This window comes from Hyphobacterium sp. CCMP332 (assembly GCF_014323565.1).
In the GTDB taxonomy this organism is placed as follows: Bacteria; Pseudomonadota; Alphaproteobacteria; order Caulobacterales; family Maricaulaceae; genus Hyphobacterium.
In genome coordinates this window covers 816,933-832,744 of record NZ_CP058669.1, presented here as the reverse complement: position 1 = coordinate 832,744, position 15,812 = coordinate 816,933, and the positions used below count along the sequence as shown (strand labels likewise).

The following is a 15,812-nucleotide window of genomic DNA, read 5'->3' as shown; positions in this document are numbered from 1 at the left end:
TCGCTTCGCGCTTCCTGTTCGACCCCCGCAAGATCGGTGCCGAATGTTAGCGAAACGTAATCACACACCCAAATCGCTCCACTGCCAACCCGTGAGAACAGCCCCGGATCAGTGGCAAAGGCCTCAGCCTGCGCCGCCAGTTGCGTCCTCGCGGGTGGCATAAACGTGGTCGATCAACCCCCAGTCCCTCGCCTCTTCCGAGGACATGAAGGTGTCGCGATCCAGTTTCGCCTCGACCTCATCATAGGTCTGACCCGTGTGTTTTACGTAAATTTCGTTCAGTCGTTTCTTGGTCTTGATGATATCCTCGGCATGGCGCTGGATATCGGATGCCTGACCACGGAAGCCCCCGGATGGCTGGTGCACCATGATACGGGAATTCGGTGTGGCCGAGCGCATGTCGGGATGTCCGCCGCACAGCAGCAGCGAGCCCATGGACGCGGCCATGCCCATGCAGGCGGTCGCGACGGGACTGCGGATATACTGCATCGTGTCGTAAATCGCCATGCCCGACGTGACCACGCCGCCCGGCGAATTGATGTACATGGCAATTTCCTTCTTCGGGTTTTCCGATTCCAGGAACAGGAGCTGCGCCACGATCAGGCTCGACATATTGTCTTCGACAGGACCGGTCACAAATATGATGCGCTCTTTCAGAAGCCGCGAATATATATCGTAGGCGCGTTCACCGCGGCTGGATTGCTCCACGACCATGGGAACAAGGTTCATCATCACTTCTTGAGGATCTTTCATCGCGCGCTCCAGCAGGCTTGTGGTCCGGGCAGGACGCCCGTCCGATTCGGCTATTCAGACTGGACATGACTATCGCGACGCAAAACGCCCCGCGCAAGGCGGGGCGTCTTATCGATGTCAGCAAAGGTTAACGGCCACTACTTTTTCTTGGCAGCTGTTTTCTTTGCAGGCGCCTTTTTGGCAGCTGGCTTTTTGGCCGCTGCGGTCTTGGCAGGCGCCTTCTTGGCAGCCGGCTTGTCCTCCGCCTTTGCAGCGGCTTTCTTGGCCGGGGCTTTCTTGGCCTTGGCCGGAGATTTCTTGGCGTCCGCCTTCTTCCTGGCCGGCTTTTTGGCACCGGACAGAATATCGTCCTCGTCAGAGAACAGGGCTTCGCGAGAGACCGGCGCATCGGTTACCGTGGCAAGTTCGAGCACGTAATCGACGACTTTTTCCTCGTAGATCGGCGCGCGAACCTGAGCGACAGCGTTCGGGTTCTTTGTGTAGAACTCAACGACCTGCTGTTCCTGACCCGGATAGCGCTGGGCTTCCTGGTTGATGGCACGGGCGATTTCTTCCTGCGTGACTTGCACACCGGATTTCTGGCCAATCTTCGCCAGCACCAGCCCCAGACGCACGCGGCGTTCCGCGATGGTGCGGTATTCGGCTTTCAGCTCGTCTTCCGACTTGTCCTTGTCCTCGTCATCGAGATGTCCGTGCTCGATGGCATGGCTGACTTCGCGCCAGATGTTTTCAAACTCGGCATCCACCATTGACGCCGGCAGATCAAATTCCTTGTCGGTGTCGAGAGAATCCAGAAGCGAACGCTTCGCGCGCATGCGTGACTGGGCTGCATGTTCGCGCTCGAAACGCTGTTTCAGGGCATCTTTCAGCGAGTCCAGCGTTTCCAGACCGAAGCGCTTGGCCAGCTCGTCATCAATCTTCGACTCGGCCGGGGCTTCAACCGCTTTGACGGTGGTCTCGAAAACGGCTTCCTTGCCGGCGAGATTCTGAGCCTGATAATCCTTCGGGAAGGTAACCTTCAACTCGATCTCGTCGCCCTTCTTGGCGCCTTTGAGCTGCTCTTCAAAACCCGGGATGAAGGCGCCATCGCCAATGACGACGCGCGCATCCTGCGCAGAGCCGCCCTCGAAGACTTCACCATCCATCTTGCCGACAAAGTCGACCAGAACAGCATCGCCGTCTTCGGCCTTGGCGTTCTTGCCTTTTTTCTCTTCAAACGCGCGGCTTTCCTTCGCCAGTTCGGCCAGCGCCTCGTCAATCTGGGCGTCTTCGACCTCGGCCACCGGGCGCGTGATTTTCAGCGATTTCGGGTCCGGCGCCTCGAAGGACGGCATGATGTCCAGCTCGATCTTGAACTCGAAGTCGGAACCGGAGACCAGAGCCTTGGGATCGCTCTTGATTTCAATCCGCGGCTGGGAGGCAGGCTCGATGGAGCGCTCTTTCAGCGTGGAATCGATGGATTGCGGCAGCAATTCATCATTCAGAAGATCGCCGAGGATGGACTCGCCAAAGACCTTCTTGATGTGCGCCGCCGGCACCTTGCCCGGGCGAAAGCCCTTCAGGCGCACTTGCGGGCGGATTTCCATGATCTTGGCGTCGAGGCGAGCCTGCAGATCCTTGGACGGGATCACAATCTCGAAAGTGCGGCTCAAGCCTTCGGCGGCTTTTTCTGTAACTTGCATTTAAACGGTCCTGGCAAGGTTGGCGATCAGCGGGGCAATGCGACTCCGCCGCGTTGAAGGCGCGGGTTATGTCATGCCCGCTTTATTCACGCAACGCCGCTTCTGTATCCGGTTCATCTGCCGCATCCATACAGCGTTTTTAGTGGATGAAACGTGGTAGCCCGACTTCGCCAAGGCTACGGCGCGACAGCTTTCGCTCTGACGTTCGGTGCGCGTGAGTGATCAAACCCGCCAGCGCCCCAGCCCTGAGCGTGTTTCATGTGAGCACGGCCCGTAGCACGACCGACGATGACAAGGGCCCGGGGGGCGCGCAACGGAAACAACCAAAAAGGAGCTGGCTGGCCGAGCCGAAGCTCTCGAAGAGAGCGACGGCCCCTGCCGGGGCATTCCGCGCCTAAATTTGATCCAGCGGATCAAATTTGGCGCGCAGATAACTACGGTGAAGGACTCGAACCTCCACATCGTGAGATACTGGAACCTAAATCCAGCGCGTCTACCAGTTCCGCCACACCCGCACAGTATTCCGGTGGCCGGGTTCATAATGCCAGATTGCCGGGCCGTGCAACCGCTTTTGCTCAGGGCACCAGGAATGATCGGCTGATGTCGGGCTGGCCCCAGTATCGCAGATGATTGATGTCGTGTTCGGGCACCGGGTGGGAATAGCCGCCGCAATCGATCGTCCGGAGGATATCGTGGATCACTGTGAGCCGTGCGACATGCTTGTCGTCCGCTTTCACGACCCGCCAGGGCAAGGGCTGGCAAGTCTCGATCAGCATGCGGTTGCGGGCGGCTGAATAGGCATCCCAGTTTTCCACGGCGACGGCGTCAATCGGACTGATTTTCCAGGTTTTCAGCGGATTCTGGCGACGATCTTCCAGACGCTCAATCTGTTCCCGTTTTGAAATATCCAGATAGTATTTTAGCAGCATCAGCCCATCATCAATCAGGATTTTTTCAAACGACCCGACATCCGACAGGAAACTTTCATATTGCGCGTCCGAGCAATAGCCCATGACTTTCTCGACGCCGGCGCGGTTATACCAGGAGCGGTTGAACAGAACGGTTTCGCCCTCCGCCGGGAGAAAAGAGGTCCAGCGCTGGAAATACCAGGATGAGCGGTCGCGCTCGCTGGGTTTGCCGAGTGCGATGACCCGGGTTTCGCGCGGGCTCTGATGTTCGGTGATGCGCTTGATCGTGCCATCCTTGCCGGAGGCATCGCGGCCTTCGAGGATGACCAAAAGGCGCTTTCCCCGGGAAATGACATGCCGTTGTAAATCGACGAGGTTGATCTGCGCCTGCCGCAATGCTGCGCGATATGTCTCCTTGTCCAAATCGACCTCTCCGTTTCTGGCTTCTGCAAACTGGGCCAAAACAGGGTTCAGGACCAGCGCTAGCGGTCAGGTGCATCCCCGCTTTCTGTTTCGCCGGGTTCCGGCTGGATGAAAAGCGAACGCTCGCCGGGCCCGTCGAACCATCCTTCGCCCCGCATGTAGGCCAGTCCGAAAACCAGAGCCAGGCAGATGGCGATGGTCAGACAGATGAGCGCTATGCCTGTGCGAATGGCGTCCCGCATGTCAGGTCAGCCTCCTTGATCATGCCGCCAATCCCCAACCCGATCCGTAAACTGTTGCCAACGCTCGATTGTTTCAACCTGAACGGAAATAATCGGGGACAAATTCTGTGGAAAGCGAGCGCCATGACCAAAACTTCAGAACGCACACCGATGGACTGGGACCAGCGTTTTCGCGACGAGACCACACCCTGGGAACGGCAAGGTCTGCATCCGGCATTCCAGGATTGGCGCGACAATGGCGCGTTCGATGATGTGGCGCGCGTGATTGTGCCGGGATGCGGGCGCTCGCACGAACTTCAGGCGTTCGCAGCTCAGGGCAAGGCCGCCATTGGCGCAGATCTCTCGGAAACGGCGCTGGCCTGGCAAAAAGCTCATCTGGAGAAAGCCGGGCTGTCAGCCGAACTGATCGAGGCCGACATCCTGCTCTGGCGACCGGACGCGCCACTGGATGCCGTCTACGAGCAGACCTTCCTTTGCGCCATCCCGCCGCGTTTGCGCGAGGAATACGAGCAGGCGGTCCATGCCTGGCTGAAGCCGGGCGGCAAGCTGTTCGCCCTCTTCATGCAAAAAGAGGAGCCGGGCGGCCCGCCCTATGGCTGCGCCATCCCGGCGATGCAGGACTTGTTTCCGGAGGATCGATGGGTCTGGCCGGACGGCGAGCCCGTCCCCTATCCGCACCCGTCACTGAGCGGAAAACCGGAACTGGCTACGATTCTGACGCGGCGCTGACCGGTTCCGGTGCCTTGCGCATACGGCGCTTGCGGGCCTCCATGGGCGCACGGAACAGGACATAGCCTGCCGTGCCGACGCCGGACAGGATATTGGCCAGTGCAATTCCGAGAATCACGCCGATGGGGGCGTCCATGACCATACCACCCGTGACCGCGAAGACCGCCATCATCACCGCGCGGCTGGACGTGATCATGACGCCGAAGGATGGGCGGCCCAGCCCGTTGAAACCGGCGCTGGCCGCCATTGTGATGCCATACCCGCCAATGGTGAGTGTGACGAAGGACCAGTAAGTGCGCGCCACGTCCTGACCCATATCGCTCGGCAGGAAGGCAGGTGCCAGCCATTGCTGGGTCAGAAAGATCACCGCGCCCAGAGACAGCGACCAGATGATGCAGAAAAGGAAGCTCTTGGCGAAGGCTTCGCGGACCCGCGATGTAATCCCCGCTCCACCGTTTTGCCCCGTGACCGGTCCGATCGAGGCTGACAGGGCAAACAGAGGCACAATGGCGAAGGCTTCGAGGCGCGCGCCCACACCGACGCCGGCAACCGCCGCATCGCCAAATTGCGCCATGCCGAGGCCGGACATGACAACCGTCAGGGCAAAGGGATTGAATGTGTTCGAGGCCGCTGCGGGCGCACCGACGCGGGCGATCTCGCCCCAATTATGGAAGAGATCGTCAAACCCGTTCCAGGAAAAGTCGATCAGCTTCTCGCGGAACACCAGATAAAGGCTGATCAGGATAAAGGTCACCGCATTGGCCGCCACCGTGGCCAGCGCTGCGCCCGAGACGCCCCAGCCGAGGCCCGGCAGACCCATGAATTCATCCAGAATGAAGAAGGGGTCGAGCACCATGTTCACGACCGCCGCGCCGATCATCATCATCGACGGCAACACCGCATTGCCGAGCGCGCGCAGGATATTGCTGGCGACCATCGGGCCGACAATCAGAACAATGCCAGCGAACCAGACCGACATATAGTCCAGCACATGCGGCATCATGGTTTCCGATGCGCCAAGCGTGCGGAAAATGGGTTCGATGAAGAGGATGCCGAGAATAGAGACCGCGCCGACCGCCAGAATGGACAGTGACAGGGCATCCGTCGCTGTGCGCTTGATGACGCTATCGTCTTTCTCACCGGCCGCGCGGGAAACAACGGACACCGCTCCGGCCCCGAGGCCGATGGCGACACTCATGACCAGCATGGTGACCGGGAAGCTCATCTGGACGGCAGCCTGTTGAGCCGTGCCGAGCGTACCGACCCAGTAGGTGTCGATGACGCCGGTCAGCATCATGGCGACGATTCCGAAACTCATCGGGATCATCATTCTTGAAATGTGACCAAAGACTGGTCCTGTCGTCATGTCACGAGATGCGCGCCCAGCCATCAAATTCCCCTCATTCGAAGGTCGGATATAGGAGCGTTCGCGCGCGATTGCACCTCACGATGTGATGAGGCGGGTGTGAGGTAAAATTCCCCTCTCCCTCGAGGGAGAGGGTCAGGGTGAGGGGTCTTTGTGATAACCTTGGCGCGTGCCAGAGCGTCTGACACCGTTGGCCCGGCGATTGCGCGGCGATGCGACACATGCCGAACGCAAGGTGTGGAACATGCTTCGCGAGCGGCCACTCGGCTTCAAGTTCCGGCGGCAACAACCCATCGAGGGGTATATTGCTGACTTCGCGTGCTTCGAGGTGAAACTGATCATCGAGATCGATGGCGGGCAGCATTTCGAGAATGCGAAGGATGACGTTCGGACACTCAAGCTTGAAGCAGCGGGTTGGACTGTCATCCGGTTGTGGAATGTCGAGGTGCATGAATCCATGGACGGTGTTTTTGACCAGATCGCGGATGCCTTGCGAGCGTTGCAGCACGTCCAGCCGCCCCCTCACCCTGAGGATTGCTTTCAGGAATGAAAGCCATCCTCCCCCTCTCCCTCAAGGGAGAGGGAAAAGAGTACAACTACAGCGCTGCCCTTGAAGGATCATACGCCGCCAGCCCCGCCAGATTGACGATGTCGGACACCTTGGCGCCGAGACGCGCGACCTGAACCGATTTTTCCAGCCCGACCAGTATCGGCCCGATCACCGTCGCCGCGCCCGCCGCTTTCAACAGGCGCGTGGCGATGGAGGCGGAATGCACGGCTGGCATGACCAGCACATTGGCGGGCTCTGACAGGCGGGAGAACGGGTAGAGCTCATGATGGTCAGGGTCGAGCGCGATATCGGCCGCCATCTCGCCTTCATATTCGAAATCCACGCCCCGCGCGTCCAGCAGGCGGACCGCGCCCGACATTTTTTCGGTGCGCTCGCCTGGCGGATTGCCAAAGGAGGAATAGGACAGGAAGGCGACGCGCGGTGTCAGGCCGAAGCGGCGCGCCGTGGCCGCCATTTCAACGGCAATGTCGGCGAGCTCTTCGGATGAGGGAAACTCGGTTTCCATGACGTCCCCGATCAGCAAGGTCCGGCCGCGGGAAATGGCGGCATTGATGCCGACAATGCGGCCGCCCGGCACCGGATCCAGCACCAGACGGATATCATCCATCGCGACATTGGTGTGGCGCGTGACGCCGGTGACCATGCCATCCGCCTGCCCCATCTTGACCATGCAGGCGGAGAAGACATTGCGGTTGGTGTTGACCATCCGCTGCACGTCCCGTTTCAGATAGCCTTTTCGCTGCAGGCGCTTGTAGAGATATTGCGCATAGTCGTAATTGTGATCCGACAGGCGTGCATTCCAGATTTCAAGCGAATCTTCCGGGACGCCGAGTTCGCGCATGTTTTCGTGGGCGATATTCTCGCGGGCGACAAGAATCGCCTTTCCCAGCCCCTGGGTCTGGAAGGCATGAGCGGCGCGGATGACGCTGGGCGCTTCGCCCTCGGCAAACACGATGGTTTTCTGATCCGCCCGGATCGCCGCCGCCACGCGCTGCTGCAAGGCAGCGGTCGGGTCGGCGCGGCGGGCGAGTGACTGGCGATAGTTCTCATCGTCGCGCGCTTCTATCCGGGCAACGCCGGAATCGACGGCGGCGCGGGCCACACTTGGCGGGATGTGCGAGATCAGGCGCGGATCAAACGGCGTCGGGATGATATAGTCCGGACCGAATTTCATCCGGCCCTTGCCGTAGGCTGCGGCGACTTCATCCGGCACATCTTCCCGCGCCAGATTGGCCAGCGCCCTGGCGCAAGCAATTTTCATTTCTTCATTGATCGTGCGGGCCCGCACGTCCAGCGCACCCCGGAAGATATAGGGAAAGCCCAGCACGTTATTGACCTGATTGGGGAAGTCCGACCGGCCTGTCGCCATGATGGCATCCGGACGGATTTCCTTCACCACTTCCGGGCGGATTTCCGGTTCCGGATTGGCCATGGCAAAAATGATCGGATTTTTCGCCATCGACTTGACCATGTCCGGCTTGATCACGCCGGCAGCCGAAAGGCCGATCAGACAATCGGCGCCTTTCACGACCTCTTCAAGCGTGCGGAGTTTCGTCTTCACCGCCTGCGTCGCGAGGCGCGGATAAAGCCCCTCGCGGCCTTCATAGACGACGCCATCAATATCGACGACGATGGTCTTGTCCCTGTCCACGTCCATGGACTGGAGCAGCTCGATCACGGACAGGCCCGCCGCGCCAGCCCCGACCAGAACCACATTCAGGTCTTTCAGCTTCTTGCCGGTCAGTTCACAGGCATTCAGAAGGCCCGCCGCGGCGATAATCGCCGTGCCGTGCTGGTCGTCATGGAAGACCGGGATGTCGAGCCGTTCGCGCAGGCGCTGCTCGATCTCGAAACATTCCGGGCTCTTGATGTCTTCCAGATTGATGCCACCGAAACTGTTGCCGAAACCGGCCACACATTCCACGAACTGGTCCGGATCGGTGTATTCGACCTCGACATCGAAGGCGTCGATATCGGCAAAGCGCTTGAACAGAACCGCCTTGCCTTCCATAACGGGCTTGGAGGCCATGGCCCCCAGATTGCCAAGGCCCAGAATGGCGGTGCCATTGGAGACCACGGCGACCATATTGCCCTTGGACGTATAGTCATACGCCGCATCCGGATTGGCCGCGATTTCCTTTACCGGAACAGCAACGCCCGGCGAATAGGCCAGCGACAGATCCCGCTGCGTCGACATCGGCTTTGTGGGTTGCAGGGCCAGCTTGCCCGGCGTGGGCCGGCTGTGGAAATCCAGCGCTTCACGATCGAAGGCCGAGAGGTCGTCACGTTTTGAATGGTCAGGCATTTCGACTCAATCTGTCAGATTCGGTTTCTTTATGCGTTGTTGTGGCGCGCGTTTAAAGCCGCCCGCATGGCGAAAATCCGGCGGCGGCGCGACACATCTGCAAATACTTCGGGCAAAATGCGGGGCAGGTCCTCTGCGATCAGCCCTGCCCCAAGACGGATCGCGGCCTCTCCATGGACCCAGGCACCAATGGAGGCGGCATCGAAGGATGAAAATCCGCGCGCCAGCAGGCCGCCAATAATTCCGGCCAGGACATCCCCGCTCCCGGCTGTGGCGAGGTGAACGCTGGCATGGGTATTGACCCGAACCCGCCCGTCAGGCGACGCAATCACCGTATCCGAGCCCTTGTACAGCACCACGCAACCGGCAAGCCCGGCCGCCATGCGGGTCCGTTCAATCTTGCTGCGATGGTGACTGAAGAGCTTCGGGAAAAGGCGGCGGAATTCACCCTCATGCGGCGTCAGAACGTCATGTGTGCGCAAATGCGAGAACAGACTTCCGGGATCCTCCTCGAAACTGGTCAACGCATCGGCATCCAGCAACAGGGAGCCCTCACGGGACGCAGCGGCCACAACGAGTTGGCGGGTTTGCTCCCCCACGCCGCATCCGGGACCGATGATGGTTGCCGTCGCGCGGCGCGCGTCCAGTGCATCGATCAGGCTTTGGGCATCTTCAAACCTGTCCAGCATCACCGCTGTCAGATGCATGGCGTTGACCTGCAGGGCGGATGGCGGACTCAAAAGGGTCACCAGCCCGGCCCCGGACCGCAGTCCCGCTGACGCCGCCAGGCGCGCTGCGCCGGTCGCGGTCGATGGACCACTGACCGCACACAGCCGTCCTTTCTGGTGCTTGTGAATGTGGCCGGGATCAGAAAGTGGCAGGCGCGGCCATAGCGATGGCGCGTTCAGCTCTGCCTCAGCCTCGATACCGTCCTCCCATCCATCCGGGATGCCGATATCTGCCAGAACCACTTCGCCACACAGTGACCGACCGGGCTCGAGCACATGCGCCGGCTTGAGGCAGTTGAAAGTGACTGTGAGGTCGGCCCTGAAACAGCACCCGCCATTTTCGCCCGTATCGCCGACAACCCCGCTGGGAATGTCGATCGCGATGATGGGGCCGCCCGCTTCATCCAGCTTGTGCGCCAGTTGAAAGGCAATTCCGGAAAGCGGCCGCGACAGACCAGCGCCAAAGATAGCGTCGATAATGAGTTCATATTGAGCCAAGTCGACCTGAGCCATGGGCAGAGTGCGGCCCTGCCACTTCGAGAGCATGGCGGCAGCATCTCCGCCATAATCCGCATCATCGGCGAGCAGAGCAACGTCAACCGGCCAGCCCGCTTCGGCCAGCTGGCGGGCCATGACAAAACCGTCGCCGCCATTGTTACCGGGACCACAAAGGACGATGACAGGACGCGGCGCCCAACGCCTTGTGACTTCCCGCGCCACTGCCTGCCCGGCCCTTTCCATCAGCGCTAATCCGGCAACACCGTTTTCAATTGCAAAAGAATCTGCAGCCCGATGACCGTCTACGGAAAGAATTTTGTTTGCGAGGGGATGCATTTTCGATCAAATTCCGTTTATGCTGCAAGTGCGTAAAGCGTGGCGGGTTTGATTCTCGCACGTTTCAACATACGTCGACAATCGTGAGCGGGGGCCATGAAAAAAATTGAAGCCGTCATCAAGCCGTTTAAACTGGATGATGTGCGCGATGCGCTCCAGGAGATCGGTGTGCAGGGAATGACCATAACCGAGGCCAAGGGTTTTGGCCGCCAGAAAGGTCATTCGGAGCTTTATCGCGGCGCAGAATATGTCATCGACTTTCTGCCCAAGGTGAAGCTGGAGATCATTGCCCCCGAATCCCGCGTCGAAGCGATCGTCGAAGCCATCCAGACTGCCGCCCGCACCGGACGCATTGGCGATGGCAAGATTTTCGTATCCCCCGTTGATCAGGCGATCCGCATCCGGACCGGCGAAGCCGATGAGAATGCCATTTAGGGTCCGACTTCACCCCTCAATCCCAGCAGCCCCAAAAAGGGAGCCTACCCCCAATGTCAAACGACATTCAAAAGAAAATCAAAGACGAAGAAATCGAGTTCGTAGATTTGCGCTTCACGGATCCGCGCGGAAAACTCCACCATGTCACATTTGACGCCTCCATGGCCGATGATGATTTCTTCGAAGACGGGGTGATGTTCGATGGCTCGTCCATTAATGGCTGGAAAGCCATCAATGATTCCGACATGACGATGATGCCGGACGTCCAGAACGCAACCGTTGACCCCTTCTTCCAGAACAAGACGCTGAACATGTTCTGCGACATTCTGGAGCCCGGCACGGGCAACGCCTACAGCCGCGACCCGCGGACGACCGCCAAGAAGGCCGAAGCCTATCTCAAGTCTTCCGGTATTGGCGACACGGTCTATGTGGGTCCGGAAGCCGAATTCTTTGTGTTTGACGATGTGCGCTGGTCAACGGACCAGCAGAACACGGGTTATGCCTTTGATTCCGAGGAAGGCCCGTATAATTCCGGCCGTCAGATGGAAGGCGGCAATATGGGCCACCGCCCGGGACCCAAGGGCGGTTATTTCCCGGTCCCGCCGATCGACAGCGCGCAAGACATGCGCTCCGAAATGCTGGCCGTCATGACCGAACTGGGTCTGGAGCCGGAAAAACATCACCACGAGGTCGCACCATCCCAGCACGAGCTCGGCATGCGCTTCAACACGCTGACCCGCATGGCCGACAATATGCAGGTCTACAAATACATCGTGCACAATGTCGCCCACGCCTATGGCCGCACGGCCACGTTCATGCCGAAGCCGGTTGTCGGTGACAATGGCTCCGGCATGCATGTGCACCAGTCGATCTGGAAAGATGGCAGCCCCCTTTTCGCTGGCGACAAATATGCCGACCTCTCGGAAAACTGCCTCTTCTACATCGGTGGCATCATCAAACACGCCCGCGCGATCAACGCGTTTGCGAATTCCACGACCAATTCCTACAAGCGTCTGGTGCCCGGCTTTGAAGCCCCGGTTCTGCTGGCCTATTCCGCACGCAACCGGTCGGCCTCCATCCGTATTCCGTATTCGACCTCGCCGAAGGGCAAGCGGATTGAAACCCGCTTCCCGGATCCGGCCGGCAACCCTTACCTCACCTTCTCGGCGCTATTGATGGCGGGCCTTGATGGTATCGAGAACCGGATTCATCCGGGCGATGCCATGGACAAGGATCTCTATGATCTGCCGGCAGAGGAATTGAAGGATATTCCCACGGTTTGCCGCTCGCTGCGCGAAGCGCTGGATGCGCTGGATGCGGACCGTGACTTCCTGAAAAAGGGCAATGTCATGGACGATGATCAGATCGATGCCTTTATCGAGCTGAAAATGGAGGAAGTGCTGCGCTACGACATGCATCCCCACCCGGTCGAATTCGACATGTACTACAAGGTCTGACCTTTTCCGGATCGACGAAATTACGGCTGGAGTCCTTTTCGGGCTTCAGCCGTTTTTATTTGCAAACAGCGTTGGGTGGTCGACGGACGGCTTCTGCTCGGCTAAACCTTCGGCCAAGTGCATCTTAACGCCTTTGATTGTTACGAATTGAGAGTTGTCCATGCGGAATCGTTTTCTGATCTCAACCGCGCTTTGCGCTGCCTTTGCCTCGGCTCCGGTCTTTGCCGACACCACGGTTGATGAAGAACGCAATGACGGCATCCGGACGTCCACGATCAATGACGGTGCGCCGGACAATCTGATCATCGGTTCCAATGGCCGCGTGTCCATCACGACCGACAATGGCGGCACGGGGCCCGCCGTGACCGTCGATAGCGACAACACATTCGCCAATGGCGGAACCATTGAAGATACCACGGGAAATGACGGCGCGACCGGCGTTCTCGTGAATGGCGGAACGACGGGTGGTATCACGAATAATGGCCGAATCGCCGTCACGGGCGCGCTCGTGAATAACGATGAGGATGGCGATGGTGACAATGATGGTCCGTTTGCCAATGCCAGCGATCGCGCCGGTATTCTGATCGTTGGTCCCGGAGCATTCATCGGTGATGTCCTGAACACCTCGAACGGCGTGATCGACGTGGTCGGAAACAATTCGGCCGGGATCCGCCTGCTGACCATGATCGATGGCAATCTGACAAGCCTCGGAACGATTTCCGTGACCGGCGAAAACAGCTACGGTATTGATCTGGGAGGCGGGTTGAGCGGTGATTTTGTTGTAGATGGCAACATTGCCACGATTGGACCGGGCTCCAGCGGCATCCGTATCAGGAGTGATGTCGGCGGTGCCTTTGTTGTTGCCGGCCAGGTCAATTCAACGGCTTACCGCTATGCAGGCAATGTCCCGGACAATTTCAAAAACCTGCTGGATGAAGACGACACGCTCATATCGGGTTCGGCCGTCACGGTGGGCAGCAATATCGCAAACGGAATTTTTCTTGCGGGTTCGGAATATACCGGCGACAGCACGACCGCCAGCATTGCTTCGGCCACCACAGCCCCGGCGTTCTGGATTGCCCCCGAACTTGGAAACGGAAACGATATTGTTATCGGCAATGTCTTCCTCGGGGCCGACCCGGATGTCGAAGGCAGTGAAGACATTACGTTCAACTACGGCTTCGTGAATCGCGGCGTGATTTCCGGGGATGGCCGCTTTGACGGATTCAATTCGACGGCGTTGAGAATCTCCGGCTCGATGATCGATAATGTCTTGCGGACGACGACGATTGAAGGCGGCGTTCTGAACGAAAATCTGATTTCGGCCCGCGCCAATGAAGCTGAAGCCCGCTCCGTGGAAATCGGCAATGGCGCGACCCTGGCGGTCTTCGAGAACTCCGGTGGCATCCGCGCGACAGCAACAGGCCAGAATTCAAGCAGCGTTGGCCTGATCATTCTCGCCGGTGCCAATGTCCCGATCATCCGCAATGCGTCCAACTTCTTTGTCGAGAATTTCGGTGTCGGAAGCGCAACAGCCATTGTCGATCAATCCAACACGGTTGGTCTGATCGAGAATACCGGTCTGATCTTCTCGACCGTCGGATCCTTGTCGACCGAAGTTCAGAGTGATCCCGATGGCACCGCAAGCAGTTCTCCCGTTTCCGTCGTCAACCGGACCGCGATCGATGTATCTCGTTCTACAATTGACGTGACCTTCCGCCAGCTTTTGCCGGATGAGATTGCTCGCGAGGGTTCCGGGCAGGTCCGCGGCGACATCCGTTTCGGGTCCGGAAATGACTTTGCCGACATCCAGGGCGGACTCGTTGAGGGCGATATCTATTTTGGCGACGGTGCTGACCGGCTGAGCATTACTGGTAATGCGGCTGTCGTCGGCGCAATTAATGATTCCGATGGTGATCTCGACATTTTCGTCGAGAACGGACAACTGGAACTGCAGAACACGTCCAGCGTGAATATCCGTCAGGCGACATTCAACGACGGGTCGCGGCTCGTGTTCGAGGTGGATACACTGGATGAGAATTCCCGTTTTATCACGGCATCTGAAACGGTTACCTTCAATGAAGGTTCGACGGTCACGGCTTCGCTCGCCAACCTGATCGGCGACGGTGCTGAATATATCGTTCTGGAAGCCAGCAATCTGGTCATCAATTCGGCAATCGACAGCCTTCAAGATGCCAACGCCCCTTATCTCTATAATACAACCCTGGCGCGCGATGCGAGCAACCCTAACCAGCTGGTCCTGACGCTCCGCAGGAAGACAACTGACGAGCTGGGTATGCATGAAAACCGAGCGGCCGCTTATGATGCCGCCTTCACAGCCTGGTCAGAAAATGATCGTCTGGGTGCCGCTTTCGCCTCGCTGAGCAATTCAACCGATTTCTTTGAAGCCTATGACCAGCTTCTGCCGGAATATGCGGCCAGCGCCATCCAGTTCGCTGTCGCCAGTAATGACAGTGCGATTGGTGCCCTCTCAAGCCGACTTGACTCGGCCCGGCGCAGCCCGGACGGAACCGGCGGCATCTGGGTGCAGGAATTCGGCTATTTTGCGGATCGGGAGCAAACCTCCTTTGGCCCGGGATACCGCGGACAAGGCGTCGGGATTGCGGGTGGCGTCGATCGTCCGATGGGCCCCTTCTATGCTGTGGGTGTGAATTTTGTCGGCGCGGCCAGCGAGATTGAAGAATCCAATGGTGTTGACCAGCCCATGACGGCTCTGACCGGTCAGTTGGGCGTCTATGGCGGTGTCGATTTCGGCGGCGCTTTTGCCGGTGAATTCTACGCCGGCGCGGGTGTCGACAGTTTCGAGACCGAGCGCCGGGTGCTGATTGGCGTTTTCGACCAGACCTCGATTGCGGACTGGACCGGCTATCATTACGCCGCATCTGCGCGATTTGCTCGCGATTTCGAGATGGGCCGCTGGTATGCACGTCCGTCCCTGTCCGTCGACTATCTGCGCCTTTATGAAAGCGCTTACTCCGAAACCGGTGGTGGTGCCGGGATTGATCTGATCGTGGATGATCGGGAAAGCTCGACCTTCTCCTCGACGGCCAGCTTTACAGTCGGTGGGCTCTATGGTTCGCCGTCCAGCTGGTGGTCGCCGCAAATGCGGGTTGGCTATCGCAACGACTTCAGCGGCGATCCGATGATCACAAACGCCCGCTTTGCCGGCTATAACAATGAATTCTCCTTCCGGTCCGAAGATCTGCCGGGCAGCGGGTTCATTGTCGGTTTTGCCCTTCAGGCCGGTTCAGATTATTCGACCTTCTCGTTTGATTACGATGCCGACCTGCGGGATGGCTTTGTGCGTCACACGGCCCGATTGGTCCTACGGCTGGTCTTCTAGGAAACCGGCGGTTAA

The 15,812-nt window shown here is 59.0% G+C and carries 12 protein-coding genes and 1 tRNA gene; 5 read left to right on the top strand and 8 right to left on the bottom strand.

All coding sequences use genetic code 11. The features are described 5' to 3' along the window. Positions 1-123: 123 nt before the first annotated feature. From HXX25_RS04240 to HXX25_RS04220, 5 genes are all read right to left on the bottom strand, one after another. The gene (locus tag HXX25_RS04240; protein ID WP_187167271.1) at positions 124-753 is read right to left on the bottom strand and encodes an ATP-dependent Clp protease proteolytic subunit; all 630 of its coding nucleotides are present in this window, start codon (positions 751-753) and stop codon (positions 124-126) included. Between the two features lie 137 nt (positions 754-890). After that, a complete protein-coding gene (gene tig, locus HXX25_RS04235) occupies positions 891-2,435 on the bottom strand; it encodes a trigger factor (RefSeq protein WP_187167270.1) in 1,545 nt (514 codons plus the stop codon). A 435-nt stretch (positions 2,436-2,870) separates the two neighbouring features. Then, positions 2,871-2,950, bottom strand: a tRNA-Leu gene (locus HXX25_RS04230). Positions 2,951-3,010: 60 nt separating this feature from the next. Next, entirely contained in the window at positions 3,011-3,766 is a 756-nt protein-coding gene (ppk2, locus tag HXX25_RS04225) for a polyphosphate kinase 2 (protein WP_187167269.1), read from the bottom strand. 59 nt (positions 3,767-3,825) lie between these two features. Continuing rightward, positions 3,826-4,008 (bottom strand): hypothetical protein, encoded by a 183-nt coding sequence (locus HXX25_RS04220; protein ID WP_187167268.1) that lies wholly within the window; start codon positions 4,006-4,008, stop codon positions 3,826-3,828. Positions 4,009-4,131: 123 nt separating this feature from the next. On the opposite strand from HXX25_RS04220, the gene HXX25_RS04215 reads away from it, so the two are divergent. Then, positions 4,132-4,737: a methyltransferase domain-containing protein gene (locus HXX25_RS04215; RefSeq protein WP_187167267.1), complete on the top strand. Its 606-nt coding sequence runs from the start codon at positions 4,132-4,134 to the stop codon at positions 4,735-4,737. On the opposite strand, the gene HXX25_RS04210 is transcribed toward HXX25_RS04215, so the two are convergent. After that, entirely contained in the window at positions 4,715-6,055 is a 1,341-nt protein-coding gene (locus tag HXX25_RS04210; RefSeq protein WP_233346874.1) for an MATE family efflux transporter, read from the bottom strand. The two genes, HXX25_RS04215 and HXX25_RS04210, sit on opposite strands and share 23 nt — an antisense overlap. Positions 6,056-6,272: 217 nt before the next feature. Here HXX25_RS04210 and HXX25_RS04205 point away from each other — a divergent pair, with 217 nt between their 5' ends. Next, positions 6,273-6,653, top strand: coding sequence for an endonuclease domain-containing protein (locus HXX25_RS04205; RefSeq protein WP_187167265.1), 381 nt, complete (start codon positions 6,273-6,275; stop codon positions 6,651-6,653). Between the two features lie 46 nt (positions 6,654-6,699). Here the strand turns inward: HXX25_RS04205 and HXX25_RS04200 are convergent, their stop codons facing one another. Both HXX25_RS04200 and HXX25_RS04195 read right to left on the bottom strand, forming a co-directional pair. Then, positions 6,700-8,979, bottom strand: a complete 2,280-nt coding sequence (locus HXX25_RS04200) for an NADP-dependent malic enzyme (RefSeq protein WP_187167264.1) — start codon at positions 8,977-8,979, stop codon at positions 6,700-6,702. A 29-nt stretch (positions 8,980-9,008) separates the two neighbouring features. Then, complete coding sequence (locus HXX25_RS04195; RefSeq protein WP_187167263.1) at positions 9,009-10,541, bottom strand: NAD(P)H-hydrate dehydratase; 1,533 nt, start codon at positions 10,539-10,541, stop codon at positions 9,009-9,011. Positions 10,542-10,637: 96 nt separating this feature from the next. Between HXX25_RS04195 and HXX25_RS04190 the strand changes: the two genes are divergently transcribed. The 3 genes from HXX25_RS04190 (at position 10,638) to HXX25_RS04180 (ending at position 15,797) form a co-directional block, all read left to right on the top strand. After that, positions 10,638-10,976 carry a P-II family nitrogen regulator gene (locus HXX25_RS04190; RefSeq protein WP_187167262.1) on the top strand — a complete coding sequence of 113 codons (339 nt, stop codon included), beginning with the start codon at positions 10,638-10,640 and terminating at the stop codon, positions 10,974-10,976. Between the two features lie 53 nt (positions 10,977-11,029). Next, complete coding sequence (gene glnA / locus HXX25_RS04185) at positions 11,030-12,433, top strand: type I glutamate--ammonia ligase (protein WP_187167261.1); 1,404 nt, start codon at positions 11,030-11,032, stop codon at positions 12,431-12,433. Positions 12,434-12,593: 160 nt separating this feature from the next. Further along, entirely contained in the window at positions 12,594-15,797 is a 3,204-nt protein-coding gene (locus tag HXX25_RS04180) for an autotransporter outer membrane beta-barrel domain-containing protein (protein ID WP_187167260.1), read from the top strand. The last annotated feature ends 15 nt before the right edge of the window (positions 15,798-15,812 follow it).

What these genes read in the sequence shown, in the direction of transcription:
- HXX25_RS04215 (WP_187167267.1), top strand. Translation starts at nt 4,132, where the DNA reads ATGACCAAAACTTCAGAACGCACACCGATGGACTGGGACCAGCGTTTT.
- HXX25_RS04195 (WP_187167263.1), bottom strand. Translation starts at nt 10,541, where the DNA reads ATGCATCCCCTCGCAAACAAAATTCTTTCCGTAGACGGTCATCGGGCT.
- tig (WP_187167270.1), bottom strand. Translation starts at nt 2,435, where the DNA reads ATGCAAGTTACAGAAAAAGCCGCCGAAGGCTTGAGCCGCACTTTCGAG.
- HXX25_RS04190 (WP_187167262.1), top strand. Translation starts at nt 10,638, where the DNA reads ATGAAAAAAATTGAAGCCGTCATCAAGCCGTTTAAACTGGATGATGTG.
- HXX25_RS04210 (WP_233346874.1), bottom strand. Translation starts at nt 6,055, where the DNA reads ATGAGTTTCGGAATCGTCGCCATGATGCTGACCGGCGTCATCGACACC.
- HXX25_RS04200 (WP_187167264.1), bottom strand. Translation starts at nt 8,979, where the DNA reads ATGCCTGACCATTCAAAACGTGACGACCTCTCGGCCTTCGATCGTGAA.
- HXX25_RS04220 (WP_187167268.1), bottom strand. Translation starts at nt 4,008, where the DNA reads ATGCGGGACGCCATTCGCACAGGCATAGCGCTCATCTGTCTGACCATC.
- HXX25_RS04240 (WP_187167271.1), bottom strand. Translation starts at nt 753, where the DNA reads ATGAAAGATCCTCAAGAAGTGATGATGAACCTTGTTCCCATGGTCGTG.
- glnA (WP_187167261.1), top strand. Translation starts at nt 11,030, where the DNA reads ATGTCAAACGACATTCAAAAGAAAATCAAAGACGAAGAAATCGAGTTC.
- HXX25_RS04180 (WP_187167260.1), top strand. Translation starts at nt 12,594, where the DNA reads ATGCGGAATCGTTTTCTGATCTCAACCGCGCTTTGCGCTGCCTTTGCC.